The sequence below is a fragment of the Frankia sp. AgB1.9 genome, assembly GCF_016786355.1.
In the GTDB taxonomy this organism is placed as follows: Bacteria; Actinomycetota; Actinomycetes; order Frankiales; family Frankiaceae; genus Pseudofrankia.
The window spans coordinates 14456-32071 of sequence record NZ_JADWYX010000109.1; the positions used below are offsets into that span (position 1 = coordinate 14456).

Consider the following 17616-nt stretch of genomic DNA (forward strand, 5'->3'; position numbering starts at 1 on the left):
AAGGGTCGCGATGTCAGCCACGTTCGGGCGTTGGCCCGAAACAATCCCTCGGCCACCCGCCGCCGGAAACCCGTCCCGACCAGCTGCCAGCCGGTCGCAAAGCCCGGCTGGTGGCCGCGGCCGGATCGACGCCGTCACCGGGAGCCGGCCGTGTCCGCGGTAACCGCGACGGCGCCCGACGGCCAGACGGTCACGGCCGAGCCGCTCCTGCGCGTCACCGGTTTCACCAAGCGGTTCGGCGAGGTGCTCGCCAACTCCGACGTGAGCTTCGACGTGCGGCCCGGCGAGGTACACGCCCTCATCGGCGAGAACGGTGCCGGCAAGTCGACGCTGCTCAAGCTCATCTACGGCATGTACAAGCCGGACTCCGGGGAGCTGCGGGTCGTCGGCGAGCAGGTCGCCGTCGGCTCGCCGACGCAGGCGCGCGCGCTCGGCATCGGCATGGTCTTCCAGGACCTGCGGCTGGTGCCCGCGTTCACCGTCACCGAGAACTACGCGCTGGCGCTGGCCACGTCCGGCATCACGATCCGCCAGGCCGAGCTGCGCAGGCGCATCACCGAGGCGAGCGAGACCTACGGGCTGGCGGTCGACCCGACCGCCCTCGTGCGGCACCTGTCCATCGGCGAGCGGCAGCGCACCGAGATCCTCAAGGTGCTGATGTCCGGGGCCCGGATCGTCATCCTCGACGAGCCGACCAGCGTGCTGGCGCCGACTGAGGTCGAGGCGCTGTTCGCGATGGTGAACGGGCTGCGCGCGCAGGGCCTGGGCATCGTGATCGTCACCCACAAGCTCGCCGAGGTGCGGGCGATCGCCGACCGGGTGACCGTGCTGCGCGGCGGGCGCGTCGTGCTTGCCGGCGTCGACCCGAAGCCGATGAGCGACGGCGAGCTGGTCGAGGCGATGGTCGGGCAGACGGTCGCCGCGCTCCCGGCCGAGCGTCCAACCGTCACCTCGGAGGCGCCCCCGGCGCTGGAGCTGACCGGCGTGAGCGCGCTCGGCGACCGGGGCGTCACCGCCTTGCTGGACGTCACCCTCACGGTCAACCCGGGCGAGATCGTCGGGGTGGCCGGGGTGGCCGGCAGCGGCCAGCGCGAGCTGTGCGAGGTCGCCGTCGGCGCCCGGCCGGTCACGGCCGGGACGGTCCGGGTGAACGGCCGCGAGCTCGGCCGCGGCGGGCCGACCGCGGGGATCGCGGCCGGAGCCGTCGACGTGCCGGAGGACCCGGTCAACGACGCGGTCGTCCCGACGCTCACGGTGCTGGAGCACATGGCACTGAGCAACCTGCGGGCGTTCCTGCGCCGGATCGGCCTCGACTGGCGCCGGATCGGGCACCACACGACCGACATCAACGAGAAGGTCCAGCTGCGGATGGCCCCGGCGCACCGCCGGGTCGCCGACCTGTCCGGCGGCAACATCCAGCGGGTGATGCTCTCGCGGGCGCTGGGCCGCGAGGCGCCGCTGGTCGTCGCCGCGTACCCGAGCCGGGGCCTGGACATCGCCACCACCCGGCGCACCCAGGAGCTGCTGCTGGCAAGGCGCGCGGAGGGAGCCGGCTTGCTGGTGGTCTCCGAGGACCTCGACGAGCTGATGGCCGTCGCCGACCGGATCGCGGTGTTCTGCGCCGGCCGGCTGACCGGCGTCGTGGCGGCCGCGAGCACCAACCGCCAGGAACTCGGCGCGCTGATGACCGCGACCGGGCCGGCGACCGGCCAGCCGGCCGACACCGACGGCAACACGGGGACCGCCGACGCCACACCGGCCGCCGCGGCCGCGAGCGGCACCCAGACGGACGCTCAGACGGGGGGCGAGCAGTCTTGACCGACACCACGATTCCAGCGCAGTTCAGCCCGGACGAAGGCGGCACGGTCCTCACGAAGGCCACCACGCCGGTTGGCCCCGTGGTGGCCGCGCCGGCCGAGAGCCGGCTCGCCGGCGTCGGGCGCGCGACGGGCCGCTGGGCGCTCGCGCTCGCCGGCGCGATCGCCATCTTCACCGTGCTCCTGCTGGCCAAGGGCGCGAACCCGGCCAGCGTCTACTCGAACGTCTGGACGTCGACCTTCACCAACTCCCAGTCCATCGAGCAGATCTTCATCAAGGCCGCGCCGCTGCTGCTCGGAGCGCTGGCCGTCGTCGTGCCGGCACGGGCCGGACTGGTCAACGTCGGCGGCGAGGGCCAGATCGTGATCGGCGCGGTCGCCGCGGGCGGGATCGGCATCTCCCTCGGGGACAAGCTCAGCGGCGGCCTGGCCATGCTCCTGATGGCCGTGGCGGCGATGCTGGCTGGCGCGGCCTGGGCCGGCCTCGCGGCGGTGCTGCGCCTCACCGTCGGGATCAACGAGGCGGTCAGCACGCTGCTGCTGAACTACATCGCGCTCGACGTGCTGCTCTACCTGATCTACTCGCCGTGGAAGGACCCGCACGGCACCGGCCAGCCCACCACGGCCGAGCTGGCCGACACCGCGAAGCTGCCCTACCTCGGTACGACGTCGGTGCACATCGGGATCGTCTTCGCGCTGATCGCCACCGTCGTCGTCTGGGCGCTGCTGCGCTACACCACCTGGGGCTTCCGGCTGCGGGTGATCGGCGGCAACCCGGAGGCGGCCCGGCGGGCCGGGCTCCCGGTGGCGATGCTGCTGCTCTCGGCGATGCTCGTCGGCGGGGCGCTGGCCGGCCTCGGCGGGATGGTCCACTACGCCGGCGTCGAGTACAAGCTGCGCACCGGCATCACCACCAACTTCGGCTACATCGCGTTCCTCGCGAGCTGGCTCGCCCGCCACAACCCGGTCAGCGTCGTGATCGCCGCCGTGGCGCTCGCGGCGATCACGGTCGCCGGCGACAGCCTCCAGCTCGACTCGGGGCTGCCGGCCGCGACGGTCAACATCCTCATGGGCCTGGTCCTCATCGCCGTTCTCGGCTGGACGACGCGTAAGAAGGGCGGGGCGCGATGAGCAGCCTGGCGGTGGACGTACTTTCCGGCGCGGTCGGCGGCGGGACGGCGATCATGTACGCCGGGCTCGGCGAGACCATCTCGGAGCGGGCCGGCGTCATCAACCTCGGCACCGAGGGCAGCATGCTCGGCGGCGCCCTGGCCGCGTACGCGGCGACGGCGACCTCGGGCAGCGCGTGGGTCGGCGTCCTCGCCGGCATCGGCGCGGGGGCGGCGCTGTCGGCCGTCCACGCGATCCTGGTCATCGCCCGCAAGGCCAACCAGTTCGCGTCCGGCCTGACGGTGATGTTCTTCGCGCTCGGCCTGACCTCCCTGTTCGGCGCCGCCTACGTGGGCCGGCAGATCCACGCGCTCAACCCGTGGAAGGTGCCGGGCCTGGCGTCGATCCCGTGGCTCGGGCCGATCCTGTTCGACCACGACCCGCTGACGTACCTGTCGTACTTCGTCGCGCCGGCCGTGTGGTGGGTGCTCTACCGGAGCCGGGTCGGCCTGCTGGTCCGGACCGCGGGCGAGCACTCCGAGGTGCTGCTGGTACACGGCTACTCGACCAGCGCGGTCCGCTACGTCTCGGTGATCGTCGGCGGCGGGCTGTGCGGGCTCGGCGGGGCCCAGCTGTCGATCGCGTACTCGAACGCCTGGTTCGAGAACATGACCGTCGGCCGCGGGTTCATCGCGGTGGCGCTGGTCATCTTCGCCACCTGGAACCCGCTGCGCGTGATGGCCGGCTCGTACCTGTTCGGCGCCGCGCTGGCGCTCTCGCCAGCGCTCCAGGCCCGCGGCTACGGGATCAACCAGTTCGCGCTGGACGCGATCCCGTTCGTCGTCACGATCCTCGTCCTGGCCATCCTCGGGAAGCGCACGCTGCTGGCCGCTCCGGACGAGCTGCGCCGCGTCTTCGAGACCAGAACGACCTAGACCCCGCTCTCCCCCACCGATCAGCCACGGGCTGACCCGGTTCTCGCCGCCTGCCCCGGAGCCGCCCGGGGCAGGCACCTCCTCCGCCCGTCCGTGCCTGCCTGTCCCCGGCACCCATCTTTGCTTTCCAGCAAACAGTCGAGGCTTCTCGGCTCCCCAACTTCCCTGCCTGCCATGGGAAAGGAACCCGTTCGCATGAGATTCCGCTTCGGGCGCACCGCCGTCGCGTGCACCGCGCTGGCCGCCGCCGTCACCCTCGCCGCCGCTGGCTGCAGCAGCGCCGCGTCCCACGACTCGACCACCAGCGGGGCGTCCGGCTCGTCGGCGCCCGGCAAGGGCAGCAAGGCCGTCGGCTTCATCTTCGTCGGCCCGAAGGACGACTACGGCTACAACCAGGCCGCCTACGAGGGCAGCCAGGAGATCAAGAAGGCCTTCCCCGACCTTCAGGTGATCACCGCCGAGAACGTCCCCGAGGACGACAACGCGGCCCGGGTCATGGACTCCATGATCCAGAAGGGCGCGAAAATCATCTTCGCCACCAGCTACGGCCACCTGGACGCGGCCCTGAAGGTCGCGGCCGAGCACCCGGACGTCGTCGTCGTCCAGCAGGGCAACGTGATCGCCAACGGCAAGGTCACGGCGAACGTCGGCACCTACTTCGGCACCGTGTACGAGCCCGTCTTCCTGGCCGGTATCGCCGCCGGTAAGGCCACCAAGACGAACAAGCTCGGCTACGTCTACGCGTTCCCGATCCCGCAGACCATCGCGAACATCGACGCCTTCGAGCTCGGCGCGAAGTCGGTCAACCCGGCCGCGAAGACCTACACCGTCAACACCTCGAACTGGTGTGACCCGGCCAAGCAGGCGCAGGCCACCCAGAGCCTGCTCTCGCAGGGCGTCGACGTCATCACCCAGCACCAGGACTGCACCGCGACCGTCATCAAGGCCACCGAGGCCGCGGGCGCCTACACCGTCGGCTACCACGCGGACGCCTCGTCGCTCGCGCCGAAGGGCTGGCTCACCGGTTCGCAGTGGGCCTGGGGCCCGCTCTACACCGACATCGTGAAGACGGCGGAGGCCGGCACGTTCACCGGCAGCAAGTACAACGCCAACTACCGGGTCGGCTACAAGAACGGCGAGAACCCATTCGTCCAGTCGCCGTTCGGCCCGTCGGTCACCCAGGAGACCAAGGACGCCATCGCGGCGGCCAAGACGAAGATCTCGGCAGCGGACGGCTCGCCGTTCGCCGGACCGGTCACCGACCAGGACGGAAAAGTCCGTATTCCCGCCGGAACCGTGCCCGACTACGCGACGCTGGACACCATCGACTACTTCGTCGACGGCGTCGTCGGCCAGCTGCCCAAGTCCTGATCCCGCCGGGTCCCGCCAGAACGCTGTCCTGATGCTCCACCTGCGCTGACCCGCCCGCTGGCCCGCGCCGTCGCCGTCCCACGCTGGGACCGGACGGCGCGGGCCGACCGGCTGTACGGACCCTCAACCTGATCGCCGTTTTGGCCTTCAAATGGTTGCGAGAAGTCCCGATTCACGACCACCTGAGGGCGAAAACGGCGATCACTCCGCCGGGCCGACCTTCGCGGTCACGGCGATAGCCGCTCGACGTTCCCTGACCATCCAACCGCTGACCATCCGGCGCCTCGGCTCACCTGATCTCCGCCTTCGAGCGCCGGGCCCGCGAAAGGACCACGATGACCGACACCGAGACAGCGACTCCGTCATCCGCGGCCAAGAACGGGCCGCCCGCGTTCGGCCCGGTGGATGCTGAGCCCTACGCCTGGCCGTTCGACGGCACGTTCACCGCCGCGAAGACCGCAGTCATCAACATCGACTGGCAGGTCGACTTCTGCGGCAAGGGCGGCTACGTCGACGCGATGGGCTACGACCTGGAGCTCACCCGGGCCGGGCTCGCCCCGACCGCGCGGCTGCTCGAGGCGCTGCGCCCGCTCGGCTTCTTCATCATCCACACCCGCGAGGGCCACCGGCCGGACCTGTCCGACTGCCCGCCGAACAAGCTGTGGCGCTCGAAGAACATCGGCGCCGGGATCGGCGACGAGGGCCCGCAGGGCCGGATCCTCACCCGCGGCGAGCCCGGCTGGGAGATCGTCGACGAGGTCGCGCCGCTGCCGGGCGAGGTCGTCATCGACAAGCCGGGCAAGGGCTCCTTCTACGCGACCGATCTCAACCTCGTGCTGAACCGGGCCGGGATCACGCACATCATCCTCACCGGCATCACCACCGACGTCTGCGTGCACACGACGATGCGGGACGCGAACGACCGCGGCTACGAGTGCCTGCTGCTGTCCGACTGCACCGGCGCGACCGACTACGGCAACTACCTGGCCGCCCTGAACATGGTCAAGATGCAGGGCGGCGTGTTCGGCGCCGTCGCGACCTCGGACGCCCTGCTCACGTCCGTCGGCGCGCCGGTCAACGCCTGACCTCAGCCGGGCCGGGAGGAGCCGCCCTCTCCGGCCCCGGTCGGCTGGACCGTGGGGGGCACCCCGTTCCGAGGTCCCTGCGTACTCTCGGGGGGTACTCACGGGCATCGGGACGGGGTGTGGCATGTCGACGAGCCCGCACACGGGCGGCGAGCCGGACCCGGGCGCCGCCCAGAACCCGAGCCAGGCGCAGGACCCGGGCCACGTGCAGGATGCGGGCGGCGGGCGGAATCCAGGCGCCAGCGGGGAGCCAGTCCTCGGCGCGGAGCCAGTCGTCGCGGCGTCAGCCGTCGCGGAGCCTGCGCCGCCGCATGGGTACAGCCACCACCGGGAGGACTACCTGGCCCGGCTGCGCCGGGTCGAGGGCCAGGTCCGCGGGCTGCAGCGCATGGTGTCCGACGACAAGTACTGCATCGACATCCTGACCCAGGTCTCGGCCGTGACCCGCGCCCTGCAGTCCGTAGCCCTGGGCCTGCTGGAGGACCACCTCGGCCACTGCGTCGCCGACGCCGCGGCGGAGGGCGGCCCGGTCGCCGAGGCGAAGCTGCGCGAGGCAAGCGCCGCCATCGCCCGCCTCGTCCGCTCCTGACGACCCGCCGGGGCCGACTCCCGCACCGGACCGCCGCCCGTGATCGCTGTTTTGGCCCTCTGGTGGTCGTCATCAGGCCCGTTTTACGACCACCAGAGGGCCGAAGTAGCGATCTTTAGCGCGGGGAAGCGGCGCCGGGCGAGGCCTGCCGGGTCAGCTGGTCGGGCTGGAGCGGGCGAATGGGCTCATGCGGGCAACGAGGCCGCGAACCTCGGCGCCGGCCGCGGCGATGATCTCCTCGGCCGAGGCGTCCCGGGCGCCCTCCAGCAGCACGTCCAACGCGATCAGCCGCTCGGCGACCTCGGTCATCAGGTCGAAGTCCTGGCCGCGCTGGTGGACGAGTTCGCCGAGCCGTTCGTTCTTCTCGAACAGCTCGACGAAGACGCTCACCTTCGCCCGCAGCAGCCACGGGTCGAACGGCTTGGCGATGTAGTCGACGGCGCCGACGGCGTAGCCGCGGAAGGCATGATGCGGCTCGCGGTCGATCGCCGTGAGGAAGATGATCGGCGTGTCCCTGGTCCGGCCGCGCTGCTTGATCCGGTGGGCCGTCTCGAAGCCGTCCATGCCGGGCATCTGGACGTCGAGGAGGATCACCGCGAAGTCGTCGACGAGAAGCCGCTTGAGCGCCTCCTCGCCGGAGGAGGCCGTGACGAGCTCCTGGTCCAGCGACGCGAGGATCGCCTCCAGCGCCATCAGGTTGTCGGGCCGGTCGTCGACCAACAGGATCTTGCTCCGCGGCCGTTCCGTGCTCGGCCCGCCTCCTGGGTCGACAGGACCGCCGGTCCGCTCGGTCACCCGCCGTCCTCCTCCTTCAGGTCATGTTCGCCAGGTCGTGTTCACCGTTGTGTCAGCCGTGTGTCATGAGGTCGCCAGGATCGTCCGCCACCGGCCGCCGACACACCAACCATCGCCGATCGCCGCCAACCGGTCACCACCGCCCCCTCACAAACCTCACCAGCCGGCAGCGCCCACGTAGGCCAACGACAGCAAACCTAGGCGTTTTGTACGGATTCGCCCGTCTAGGCACGGTCCGACATGTGTGAACGCATGACCGAGAGAAGATGGTCGAGGTCCACCGGCTTCGTGATGTAGTCGCTCGCGCCAGCCGAGATGCTCTTCTCCCGATCGCCCGGCATCGCCTTCGCGGTCAGCACCAGGATCGGCAGTTCGGCGAACGCCGGCATCGCCCGGATGGTCGACGTCGTCTCGTTACCGTCCATGCCGGGCAGCATCACGTCCATCAGCACCAGTCTGATCGCGACTGACGCCTGCTGCACCAGCCTGATGGCGTCGTGCCCGTTGTCCGCGTACTGCACCCGCATGCCGAACATCTCCAACGCGCTGGTGAGCGCGAACACGTTGCGGACGTCGTCGTCGACGACCAGCACCGTCGCGCCCTGCAGCGGGTCGACCTCGTCGGGGCCGAGCTCCCGGCGCGGCCGCGAGGTCTCGGTCAGGAACGGCGTGCCGACCGGCTCCGGGATCGAGGACTCGACCTTGGGCCGGCTGGCCCCTGCCCCGACCAGGTCGCCGGTCGGGTGCCACGGCGCGCCAAGCTCCGGCGTCCCGGGCGGCGCCACCGCCGGCGGGGCCGCCGTGAACTGCGCGGCCTGCGCCGGCTCCGCGATCCACGGATCGCCACCGGCGCCACTGCCGAGAGCCTGGATAGGCGACCCGAACGGCGCGCCCGCGGTGGACAGCGCTCCGTCGCCGCCGATGATGATCAGCACGTCGTCCGGCTCGCCGGGGATGGGCCCGTAGAACGGCTGGTCGGCTGGCATCACCGACGGGACGTACAGGGTGAACGTGCTGCCCTGGCCCAGCACGCTGGAGACTGCGATCGAGCCGCCCAGCAGCCGGGCGATCTCCTTGCTGATCGACAGGCCGAGGCCGGTGCCGCCGTAGCGCCGCGACGTCGTCCCGTCCGCCTGCTGGAACGCCTCGAAGATCATGCGCAGCTTGTCCGTCGCGATCCCGATCCCGGTGTCGGAGACGGCGAACGACAGCACCGTCGGCGCGGAGCGCAGGCTCGGCACGATGAACGGGCCGTCCGACGAGGCGACCGTGACGTCGAGGCGAACGGTGCCGGAGTCGGTGAACTTCACCGCGTTCGACAGCAGGTTGCGCAGCACCTGCTGGATGCGCTGCTCGTCGGTGACGAACTCGACCGGGACGTCGCCCGCGACCTGGACCTCGAACGTGAGGCCCTTCACCTCGGCCACCGGCCGGACCGCCTGGGCGAGGGCGTCGCACATGGCCGCGGTGCCCACGGCCGTCGCCTCGACGTCCATCTTGCCGGCCTCGACCTTCGACAGGTCGAGGATGTCGTTGATCAGCATCAGCAGCTCGGAGCCGGACGAGTGGATCGTCCTGGCGAACTCGATCTGCTGGAACGTGAGGTTGTCGTCCTGGTTGTCGGAGAGCAGCTTCGCCAGGATCAGCAGGCTGTTCAACGGCGTCCGCAGCTCGTGGCTCATGTTGGCCAGGAACTCGGTCTTGTACTGCGAGGACAGGGCCAGCTGCTCGGCCTTCTCCTCCAGGCCGGTGCGGGCCTGCTCGATCTCGGTGTTCTTCTCCTCCAGCAGCTGGGCCTTCTCCTCCAGCTCCGCGTTGGTGCGCTGCAGCTCGACCGACTGGCTGCGCAGCTCCTGGGTGAGCCGCTGCGACTGGGCGAGCAGCTCCTCCGTCCGGGCGTTCGCCATGATCGTGTTGAGCACGACGCCGATCGTGTCGACGAGCTGGTCGACCAGCGTCAGGTGCAGGTCGGAGAACGGGGTGAAGCTGGCCAGCTCGATCACGCCGAGCACCTGGTTCTCGAACAGCACCGGCACGACGACCAGATCGCTCGGCGGCGCGCTGCCCAGGCCGCTGCGGATCGTCAGGTAGCCCGGGGGCACCTTCTCGACCCGGATCCGGGTCTTCTCCACCGCCGCCTGGCCGATCAGGCCCTCGCCGAACAGGAACGTGCCGTCCGAGCGCCGTCGGGGCACCGATCCGTAGCCGGCGACGTAACGCAGCTTGTCGCCCTCGATGAAGTCGAGCAGGTAGACCGTGCCCTGCTGGGCGTTCACCGCCGGGGTCATCTCGGAGATGATCATCTGGCAGACCGCATACAGGTCGCGCTGGCCCTGCATCTTGCTGCCGATCCGGGCCAGGTTCGACTTCAGCCAGTCCTGCTGCGCGTTGAGATCCGTCGTCTCGCGCAGGCGGGTGATCATCTGGTTGATGTTGTCCTTGAGCTCGGCGACCTCGCCCTCGGCCTCGACCGAGATCGACCGGGTCAGGTCGCCGCGGGTGACGGCCGTGGACACGTCGCCGATCGCGCGCAGCTGGGTGGTCAGCGTGGACGCGAGCTGGTTGACGTTGTCGGTCAGGTCACGCCAGGTGCCGGCGACCCCGGTGACCGTCGCCTGGCCGCCCAGCTTGCCCTCGGTGCCCACCTCGCGGGCGACCCGGGTGACCTCGTCGGCGAACGACGAGAGCTGGTCGACCATCGTGTTGACGGTGTCCTTGAGCCGGGCGATCTCGCCCTCGGCGTTGACGGTGATCTTCTGCGACAGGTCGCCGTTGGCGACCGCGGTCGTCACCAGCGCGATGTTGCGGACCTGAGCGGTCAGGTTCCCGGCCATCGAGTTCACCGACTCGGTCAGGTCACGCCAGGTGCCGGCGACCCCACGCACGTGCGCCTGCTCGCCGAGGTTGCCCTCGGTACCGACCTCCTTGGCGACCCTCGTGACCTCGTCGGCGAGCGACGAGAGCTGGTCGACCATCGTGTTCAGGGTTTCCTTGAGCTCGGCGATCTCGCCCTGCGCCGTGACCGTGATCTTCTGCGAGAGGTCGCCGCCGGCCACCGCCTTCGCGACCAGCGCGATGTTGCGGACCTGGGCCGTCAGGTTCCCCGCCATCGAGTTCACCGACTCGGTCAGGTCCCGCCACACCCCGGAGACCCCGCGCACATGCGCCTGGCCGCCCAGGTTGCCCTCGGTGCCGACCTCCCAGGCCACCCGGGTGACCTCGTCCGCGAACGACGACAGCTGGTCGACCATCGTGTTCAGCGTGTGGGCCAGCGCCGCGACCTCGCCGCGGGCGTCGACGGTGATCTGGCGGGTCAGGTCGCCACGCTGGACGGCGGCCGCCATCTCGGCGATGCCACGCACCTGGGTGGTCAGGTTGCCGGCCATGACGTTGACCGAGTCGGTCAGGTCGCGCCAGACACCCGAGACGCCCTTGACCTGGGCCTGGCCGCCGAGCCGGCCCTCGGTGCCGACCTCCTTGGCCACCCGGGTCACCTCGTCGGCGAACGCGGAGAGCTGGTCGACCATCGTGTTGACGGTCGACTTCAGCTCGGCGATCTCGCCCTGCGCGTCGACGGTGATCTTCTGCGACAGGTCGCCCTGGGCCACCGCGGTGGTGACCAGGGCGATGTTGCGGACCTGGGTGGTCAGGTTGCCCGCCATCGAGTTCACCGACTCGGTCAGGTCGCGCCAGACGCCGGAGACGCCCTTGACGTTCGCCTGACCGCCCAGCGCGCCGTCGGTGCCCACCTCGCGGGCCACCCGGGTGACCTCGTCGGCGAACGACGAGAGCTGGTCGACCATCGTGTTCACGGTCGTGCCGATGCGCAGGAACTCGCCGCGCACCGGCTGGCCGGCGATCTCCAGCGGCATGTGCTGGGAGAGGTCGCCCTCGGCGACGGCCGCGATGACCCGGCCGACCTCGTGGGTCGGGCGGGCCAGGTCGTCGATCAGCGAGTTCACCGAGCGGGTGATGCTGCGCCAGCCGTCCCGGCCGCCCAGGTCGTCCATCCGCTGCGTCAGCCGGCCGTCCCGGCGGATCACGTTGCTGACCCGTTCCAGCTCGCGGGAATGCCGTTCCTGCGTCGCCGCGAGCTCGTCGAACCGGCGGGCGACCTCGCCGCCGAGCCCGTCGCGGTGGCCGAGCCGGACGGTGAAGTCGCCGTCGCACAGGCCCGAGAGGCCGGCGAGCAGATCGGACAGCAGCATGTCGACGGAGACGGGGCCGCCGCCCGACCCCAGACCGTCCCCGGGCGGGTCGAGCAGGTCCGTCGCGACTCCGTTGCCGGCCGCCGCGGGGACCGCCGCCGCCGACTCCCCGGTCGAGCCCGGGACGCCGTTCGCGGCCGGCCCGTTGGTGGTCGTCACGGTGTCCGGCTGCACGCCGTCCGTAGTCCCCGGGTGTCCGGCCACTGCCGAGCCGGCCTTCGGGCTGGTCGACGAACCGGGCAAGGCACCATCATCTTGGCGCGCATCCGGCGTTTCGTGGTCACGGTCGAGGCTCATCTGTCTCCTCGGGGTCTACGGCAGCACACCGGCGGTGGCTATTCGTCCCTCGGCAGGTCACACCCGGCGCCAGTATCCGCCTTACCGGGGACATCACAGGAGAGACTGACCGACATGGACGGCGCAGGGCTGGACGGACGGCCACCCCACCACACCATCACACTGCCGCCCGCGGCGGAATCGCCCCGGTCCGCTCGCCGTTTTCTGCTCTCCGCGCTGCGCGGGACCGTGGACGAGGACACGCTCGACTCCGCCCTGCTCCTGGTCACCGAGCTGGTCACGAACGTGGTCGTCCACGCGGGCACGCCGGCCACCGTCGACGTCACCGCCGAGCCCGTCGGGGAGCTGACCATCCAGGTCCGTGACCTGCACCCCGTGCGGATCGGCGCGGCCCGCCACGGGCCGGGCAACGGCGGGTCGGACGGCGCGAACGACCCGTTCAGCGAGTCGGGTCTCGGCGGGCTGCGCGAGGACGGCCGCGGCCTCGCCCTGGTCGACGCGCTGGCCAGCAGCTGGGGAACGGCGCACGGGGCCGGCGGCAAGAGCGTGTGGTTCCGCCTTCCCGCCGGCGTCCAGCCGGCACCGGGCGAGCCGCTCGCCGGCAGCGAGAACGTCCCGCACGACGGCCCAAGCGGGCCTGACGCGAATGTGACTCTCGACACATCGACGCCCACGTCGGCGGCGACCGTGTCCGTGTCGGCGCCGAGGCAGGCCGGAGCGGGCGAGCGGACCGGCGCCGAGGCCGCCCGTGCCGAGGCCGTGCCGGCGCCGAGCCCGATCGCGGGCCCGACCCTGCCGACCGCGGTACCCACCGATCCCCCGCCCCTGGCGGCCTTCCCACCCGGCCACGGCGCGAACGGCTCCGGCCCCGCCACGACCGGCCCCGCCACGACCGCCGCCGGCACGACCGGCGCCAACCCGACTGGCGCCGAGGACGGCGCGCCCGGCACGCGGGTGCCGGTGCTGCTCGACAAGGCGCCCGCCGGGCCGGTCCCTCGGGTGCCACGGATCGTCTCCCGGTCGACCGCACGGGCGCTGACGGCCGAGGGCGAGGTCGCCGAGCTGCTCGCCCAGCTCGTCGACACCCAGCCGGTCACCGGTGGGCTGGTGCACCGGCCGTCGCAGGACGACCCGCGGCCCGAGGTCGTCGCCTCGCTCGGCGGCCTGGGCGACGCGAGCGCTGCGGTGGCCATCCCGCTCGACCCGACCCAGGACACCCTCGGGGAGGTGCTGCTCTGGCCGGACCCGACACAGCCGGGCTACCTGGGCCAGCCGGGCGCGGTCGACCTCGAACGGGTCGAGCTGGTGGCCCGCTGGATGGCGCTGGCGCTCGGCGGCGGCGACATGCGCCAGGCCGAGGAGCGCCGGATCGGGATGCTGTCGTTCCTGGCCGAGGCGTCCGATCTGCTCGCCGGCAGCCTCGAGCTGGAGCACACCCTGTCGATGCTGGCCCACCTGCCGGTCCCCCGGCTGGGCCGCTGGTGCGCCGTGTACCTGCGCCGCGACGACGGCAACCCGACGCTGGCCGCCGTCGCGCATGCCGAGGAGGCCGCGGAGCCGGCCTTGTCGGTCACCGCGACGGATCTGACCGGCCCGCTGATGATTGCGGTACGCGGCGCCGGCACCACCCCGGTGCGGCAGGTGAGCACCCCGGACGGCCCGGTCCTCGTCGCGGTGCTGCGCGCCCGCCGCCGGGTGCTGGGCATGGTCGCCGTCGGCCGCGGCGCCGGTGGCTCCTTCACCGCCGACGACGCCGACCTGCTCGCCGACCTGGCCCGCCGGGCCGCGTTCGCGGTGGACAACGCCCGGCTCTACAGCCGTCAGGTGGAGCTGGCCGACGGCCTGCAGGCCGGCCTTCGCCCGCCGGTGCTGCCCGAGATCCCGGGGCTCGACCTCGGGGCGGCCTACGGGGCGGCCCAGTCGGCCGGCCTCGACGTCGGCGGCGACTTCTTCGACCTGATGCCGGGCCCGAACGGCTGGACGGTCGCGATCGGCGACGTCTGTGGGAAGGGCGCCGAGGCGGCCACCGTGACCGGAGTGGCCCGAGCGGTGCTGCGGCTGCTGACCGGGCAGGCCACCCCTGTCGGCCAGATCCTGGGCGATCTCAACCGGACGCTGCGCGACACCGCGACGGCGTACCCGCACGGCCAGCCACGGTTCTGCACGCTGGCGACCGCGAGCCTGGCCGAGCCCACCCAGCACGGGGTCCAGCTCGTGCTGCACCTGGCCGGTCATCCCCAGCCGGTCCTGCTGCGCGCCGACGGGACCGCTTCGTACGTCGGCGTGCCGGGGACGTTGCTCGGCGTCCTGGACGACGACGAGGTGACCTTCCCGTCGGTGGACGTCGAGCTGTGCTCGGGGGACGCGCTGGTGCTTTACACCGACGGTGTGGTCGAGGCTCGGGCCGGCCGGGAGCTGCTCGGCGAGCAGCGGCTGCTGGAGGCGGTCGTCGACTGCGCGGGGCTCTCCGCGCAGGGCATCGCCGACCGCGTCAGGGCGGCGGCCGACCGGTTCGCCGGCGGCAACCTGCGCGACGACGTCGCGATCGTGGTCCTGCGCACCCCGGCGTCCGGCTAGCAGCTACGAGGAGTAACCCACCTACCCAAAGGTGGTCCCCCACCGGGATTCGCGATCAGGTCCGTTGCGTCCCGTTTTGCCGGGCAAGTTGCCCGCCGATCGCGACTCTCCGTAGCGATGTTGCGCCGGTGGTTGCGACGGGGGGTAGCGGGGTAGGAGGCTGTCATTGGTCCACCGGTGATGACCGACCGTCATTCCCGAAAGGCCGACAAGGCGTTACCAGGACGAAGCCGACATTGTTACCCGCGTTCTGGCTGGCCGGACCCGGGCAGACCGTGCCGGGCCGTCCGGCGGGTGGTCGGACTGCTGGGAGCGGGTCAGGAGCGGAATCCGAAACTCGGAACCTCCCGGATGCTTCCGGACCGTCCTGACCGGGTACAACGTTCGGATGTCCTCGCTGCGATGTGGTGGTCGATGAGCGTGCCGCAGGAATCTCCTCCGGTTCCGTGCGCGCTGTCGCCGGCCCGTGCGCTATGACACCGGTACCGCGCGCGGAGTCCAAGGGGGAGTTGGTGTCGGTGGACGTGGTGCGCCGGGCAGGTTCGACAACGCCAAAGGCGACCCACATCCTGGCGGAGCTGCCGTACCTGCCGTCCGCGGTTCCGCGAGCGCGCCACGTGCTGCGCGAGTCGCTGCGGAGCGCCGGGCTGGACGAGGACGCCACCGCCGTCGCCGAGCTGCTCGTCAGCGAGCTGGTGACGAACGCGGTGAAGTACGGCCAGCCCCCGGTCTGGCTGTTGGTGGAGCTACGCCCCGGCCTGGTGCACGCCTCCGTGTCGGACACCTCAACCTCGCTGCCCGAGCGGCGCGAGGTCGACGACGACTCCGAGGGCGGCCGCGGTCTACTCGTACTGGACGCCCTCGCCGGCAGCTGGGGCGCGGTCACGGTCGACCACGGCAAGTACCTGTGGTTCGACCTCGTGGTCACTCCCGCACCGGCCACCGAGCCCGACCCCGGCAAGCCTGGCGTCTCCGCCGCCTGAGCCCACCGGCCCCCGGCCAGCGCCGCGCAGGACACCACAGAACCCGGTCGCGTCGGCCCCATCCGTGCCTCGGCGCGGCGGACGTCTCGCGTTGCCCGGAGGACGCCAGGTGGCGACTCGATGTCGGCTTGGCGTCAGATCCCGGCGCCCCGGCGTCGCGGGGAGACCATCAAGACTGCCTGGGGTCTCGACACAATCAAATGATCAACGGAAGATCGATGGACGAACACCGAACGGGGACGCATCGAACCAGGTAAGGCGGGTACGCCGTACGGCGCACCGGAACTCCGGATACGGCCGTCCCATTGCGACGAAGCGCGACAGTCGATGTCCAGCCGTGACGATGCGGTGACCACGGTGCCAAGACCGTCAACCGGTCCGAGCTTGTGTTGTGAGAGATGTTGCCCGCGTCGCGCCCGGCTGGGACCAATGGGTCGAAGCGGATACTTTGACGTTCCGCATGTTGTCGACGACGCGCGACGGTCGACGAGCGCACCGTCGGAAGGAGAGGGCCTGTTTCGGTCGGCGGGTGCGACCAGCCCCGCGCACGAGTGCGCTGGGCCGGGCGAAGGCGGACGTTGTCGTAACACGTGCCGCGGCGCGGGGTGGTGGGAGTTCGGCGCGACTCGCACCTGGTGGCCGACCCCCGTGCCAGCAAGGTTTCGACACCAGAGGCGACTCACCCAATAGCCGGTCGGAGGGGGATGTTCCCGGGCACACAAGGTCACCAGAGAGGGGCGTCCGTGCAAACGCTCGATCCCACCACCCTCGACCTCGACGCGATCGAGGAGAACAGGCTCGCCAAGGGCATCACCCTGAGCCTGCTGATTCCGGCTCGAGGGCCGGAATCAGCGAACACCCTGGGCAACATGATCGCGGGAATCCGAGATCGATGGATACGGGACCGGCACGTCCTGGACGAGATCGGCGTCGTCGTCGACCCGACCTCCGACGGTGACGAGCATGGCCTGGTGGAGATCGCCGAGGAAGCCGGCGCGAGTTGGGCGGTGCGCGGCGAAGCCGTGCTCGCGCGGCACGCTGGGCCGGAGTCCGCGGCGTTCGGCGGCAAGGCCGGCGCCATGCGCAGCCTGGCCTACCTGGCCTTCGGCAGCCGGCTGATCTTCCATGACTCGGACCTGGAGAACTACGACCCGATCACCGTCGGCCGGCTCGCCGCCGCGATGACCACGGACGAGGGTCTGATGTTCGTCAACGGCGCGTCGCCCCGGCTCACCGGCAGCGGCCAGCCCGGCGGACGCACCACCGAGATGCTGCGCTCGCTCTACGCCAAGCAGCTGTCCGGCTATGTCCCGGCCATCACCAGCACGGTCCAGCCGTTGATCGGCGAGTTCGCCCTCGACGCTGACGTCTTCGCCGCACTGGCGTTCTCCCGGGGCTACGGCGTCGAGACGTCCGTGAAGGTGCTGGCCATGGACCTGCTGGCAGCGGAGGAATACGCCCAGGTGGAGCTGCCGATCAAATACCAGGTCGGCCAGCATTACCACGACCTGGTCAAGCAGTTTCATGAGATAAGTTTCACGGTCGACGTGCTGGAGGCGTTCTTCCAGCGTCGGCGGACCGATCCGCTGGCCACGGTCTGCGAGATCGCGGACGACTACGGGCTGCTCTTCCCGGGTCGTCAGTACGCACTGCGCCGACCGCCCGGCTACGACCAGGTCGACTTCGTGCCGCGGCTCGGCTTCTACCCACCGCTGGCGAGTTCGCCGGCCTACCAGGACCGGATGCCGGAGATCGCGGCCGCGCGGCACGCGGCCCTCGACAGCCTGGGTCGCCAGATGCGCACGTCCGCCTGAGGTGAAGCGGCCGGAACGGGCGCAGAGCGCCCGCC

General features: G+C 71.3%; 11 protein-coding genes. 9 read left to right on the forward strand and 2 right to left on the reverse strand.

Going from position 1 to position 17616, the window contains the following annotated elements; all coding sequences use genetic code 11:
* Positions 1-150 precede the first annotated feature (150 nt).
* The 6 genes from I6A60_RS31910 (at position 151) to I6A60_RS44255 (ending at position 6907) form a co-directional block, all read left to right on the forward strand.
* On the forward strand, positions 151-1818 hold the full coding sequence (locus I6A60_RS31910; RefSeq protein ID WP_203042534.1) for an ABC transporter ATP-binding protein: 1668 nt from the start codon (positions 151-153) through the stop codon (positions 1816-1818).
* Entirely contained in the window at positions 1815-2948 is a 1134-nt protein-coding gene (locus tag I6A60_RS31915) for an ABC transporter permease (protein WP_203020186.1), read from the forward strand. The genes I6A60_RS31910 and I6A60_RS31915 overlap by 4 nt, the downstream gene beginning before the upstream one ends.
* A complete protein-coding gene (locus tag I6A60_RS31920) occupies positions 2945-3862 on the forward strand; it encodes an ABC transporter permease (protein WP_203020188.1) in 918 nt (305 codons plus the stop codon). The genes I6A60_RS31915 and I6A60_RS31920 overlap by 4 nt, the downstream gene beginning before the upstream one ends.
* 195 nt (positions 3863-4057) lie before the next feature.
* Positions 4058-5233, forward strand: coding sequence for a BMP family ABC transporter substrate-binding protein (locus tag I6A60_RS31925; protein WP_203020190.1), 1176 nt, complete (start codon positions 4058-4060; stop codon positions 5231-5233).
* Between the two features lie 335 nt (positions 5234-5568).
* Positions 5569-6318, forward strand: a complete 750-nt coding sequence (locus I6A60_RS31930; RefSeq protein ID WP_203020193.1) for a cysteine hydrolase family protein — start codon at positions 5569-5571, stop codon at positions 6316-6318.
* A 124-nt stretch (positions 6319-6442) separates the two neighbouring features.
* Complete coding sequence (locus I6A60_RS44255) at positions 6443-6907, forward strand: metal-sensitive transcriptional regulator (RefSeq protein ID WP_305038706.1); 465 nt, start codon at positions 6443-6445, stop codon at positions 6905-6907.
* 153 nt (positions 6908-7060) lie between these two features.
* On the opposite strand, the gene I6A60_RS31940 is transcribed toward I6A60_RS44255, so the two are convergent.
* Together I6A60_RS31940 and I6A60_RS31945 are read right to left on the reverse strand one after the other, a co-directional pair.
* A complete protein-coding gene (locus I6A60_RS31940) occupies positions 7061-7702 on the reverse strand; it encodes a two-component system response regulator (protein ID WP_203020195.1) in 642 nt (213 codons plus the stop codon).
* 224 nt (positions 7703-7926) lie between these two features.
* Entirely contained in the window at positions 7927-12207 is a 4281-nt protein-coding gene (locus tag I6A60_RS31945; protein WP_203020197.1) for a HAMP domain-containing protein, read from the reverse strand.
* A 114-nt stretch (positions 12208-12321) separates the two neighbouring features.
* Here I6A60_RS31945 and I6A60_RS31950 point away from each other — a divergent pair, with 114 nt between their 5' ends.
* The 3 genes from I6A60_RS31950 to I6A60_RS31960 all read left to right on the forward strand — a co-directional run bounded on the left by I6A60_RS31950 (position 12322) and on the right by I6A60_RS31960 (position 17581).
* Positions 12322-14784 carry a SpoIIE family protein phosphatase gene (locus tag I6A60_RS31950; protein WP_203020199.1) on the forward strand — a complete coding sequence of 821 codons (2463 nt, stop codon included), beginning with the start codon at positions 12322-12324 and terminating at the stop codon, positions 14782-14784.
* A 473-nt stretch (positions 14785-15257) separates the two neighbouring features.
* Entirely contained in the window at positions 15258-15767 is a 510-nt protein-coding gene (locus tag I6A60_RS31955) for an ATP-binding protein (protein ID WP_203020200.1), read from the forward strand.
* A 743-nt stretch (positions 15768-16510) separates the two neighbouring features.
* Positions 16511-17581, forward strand: a complete 1071-nt coding sequence (locus I6A60_RS31960) for a hypothetical protein (protein WP_203020202.1) — start codon at positions 16511-16513, stop codon at positions 17579-17581.
* Positions 17582-17616 lie beyond the last annotated feature (35 nt).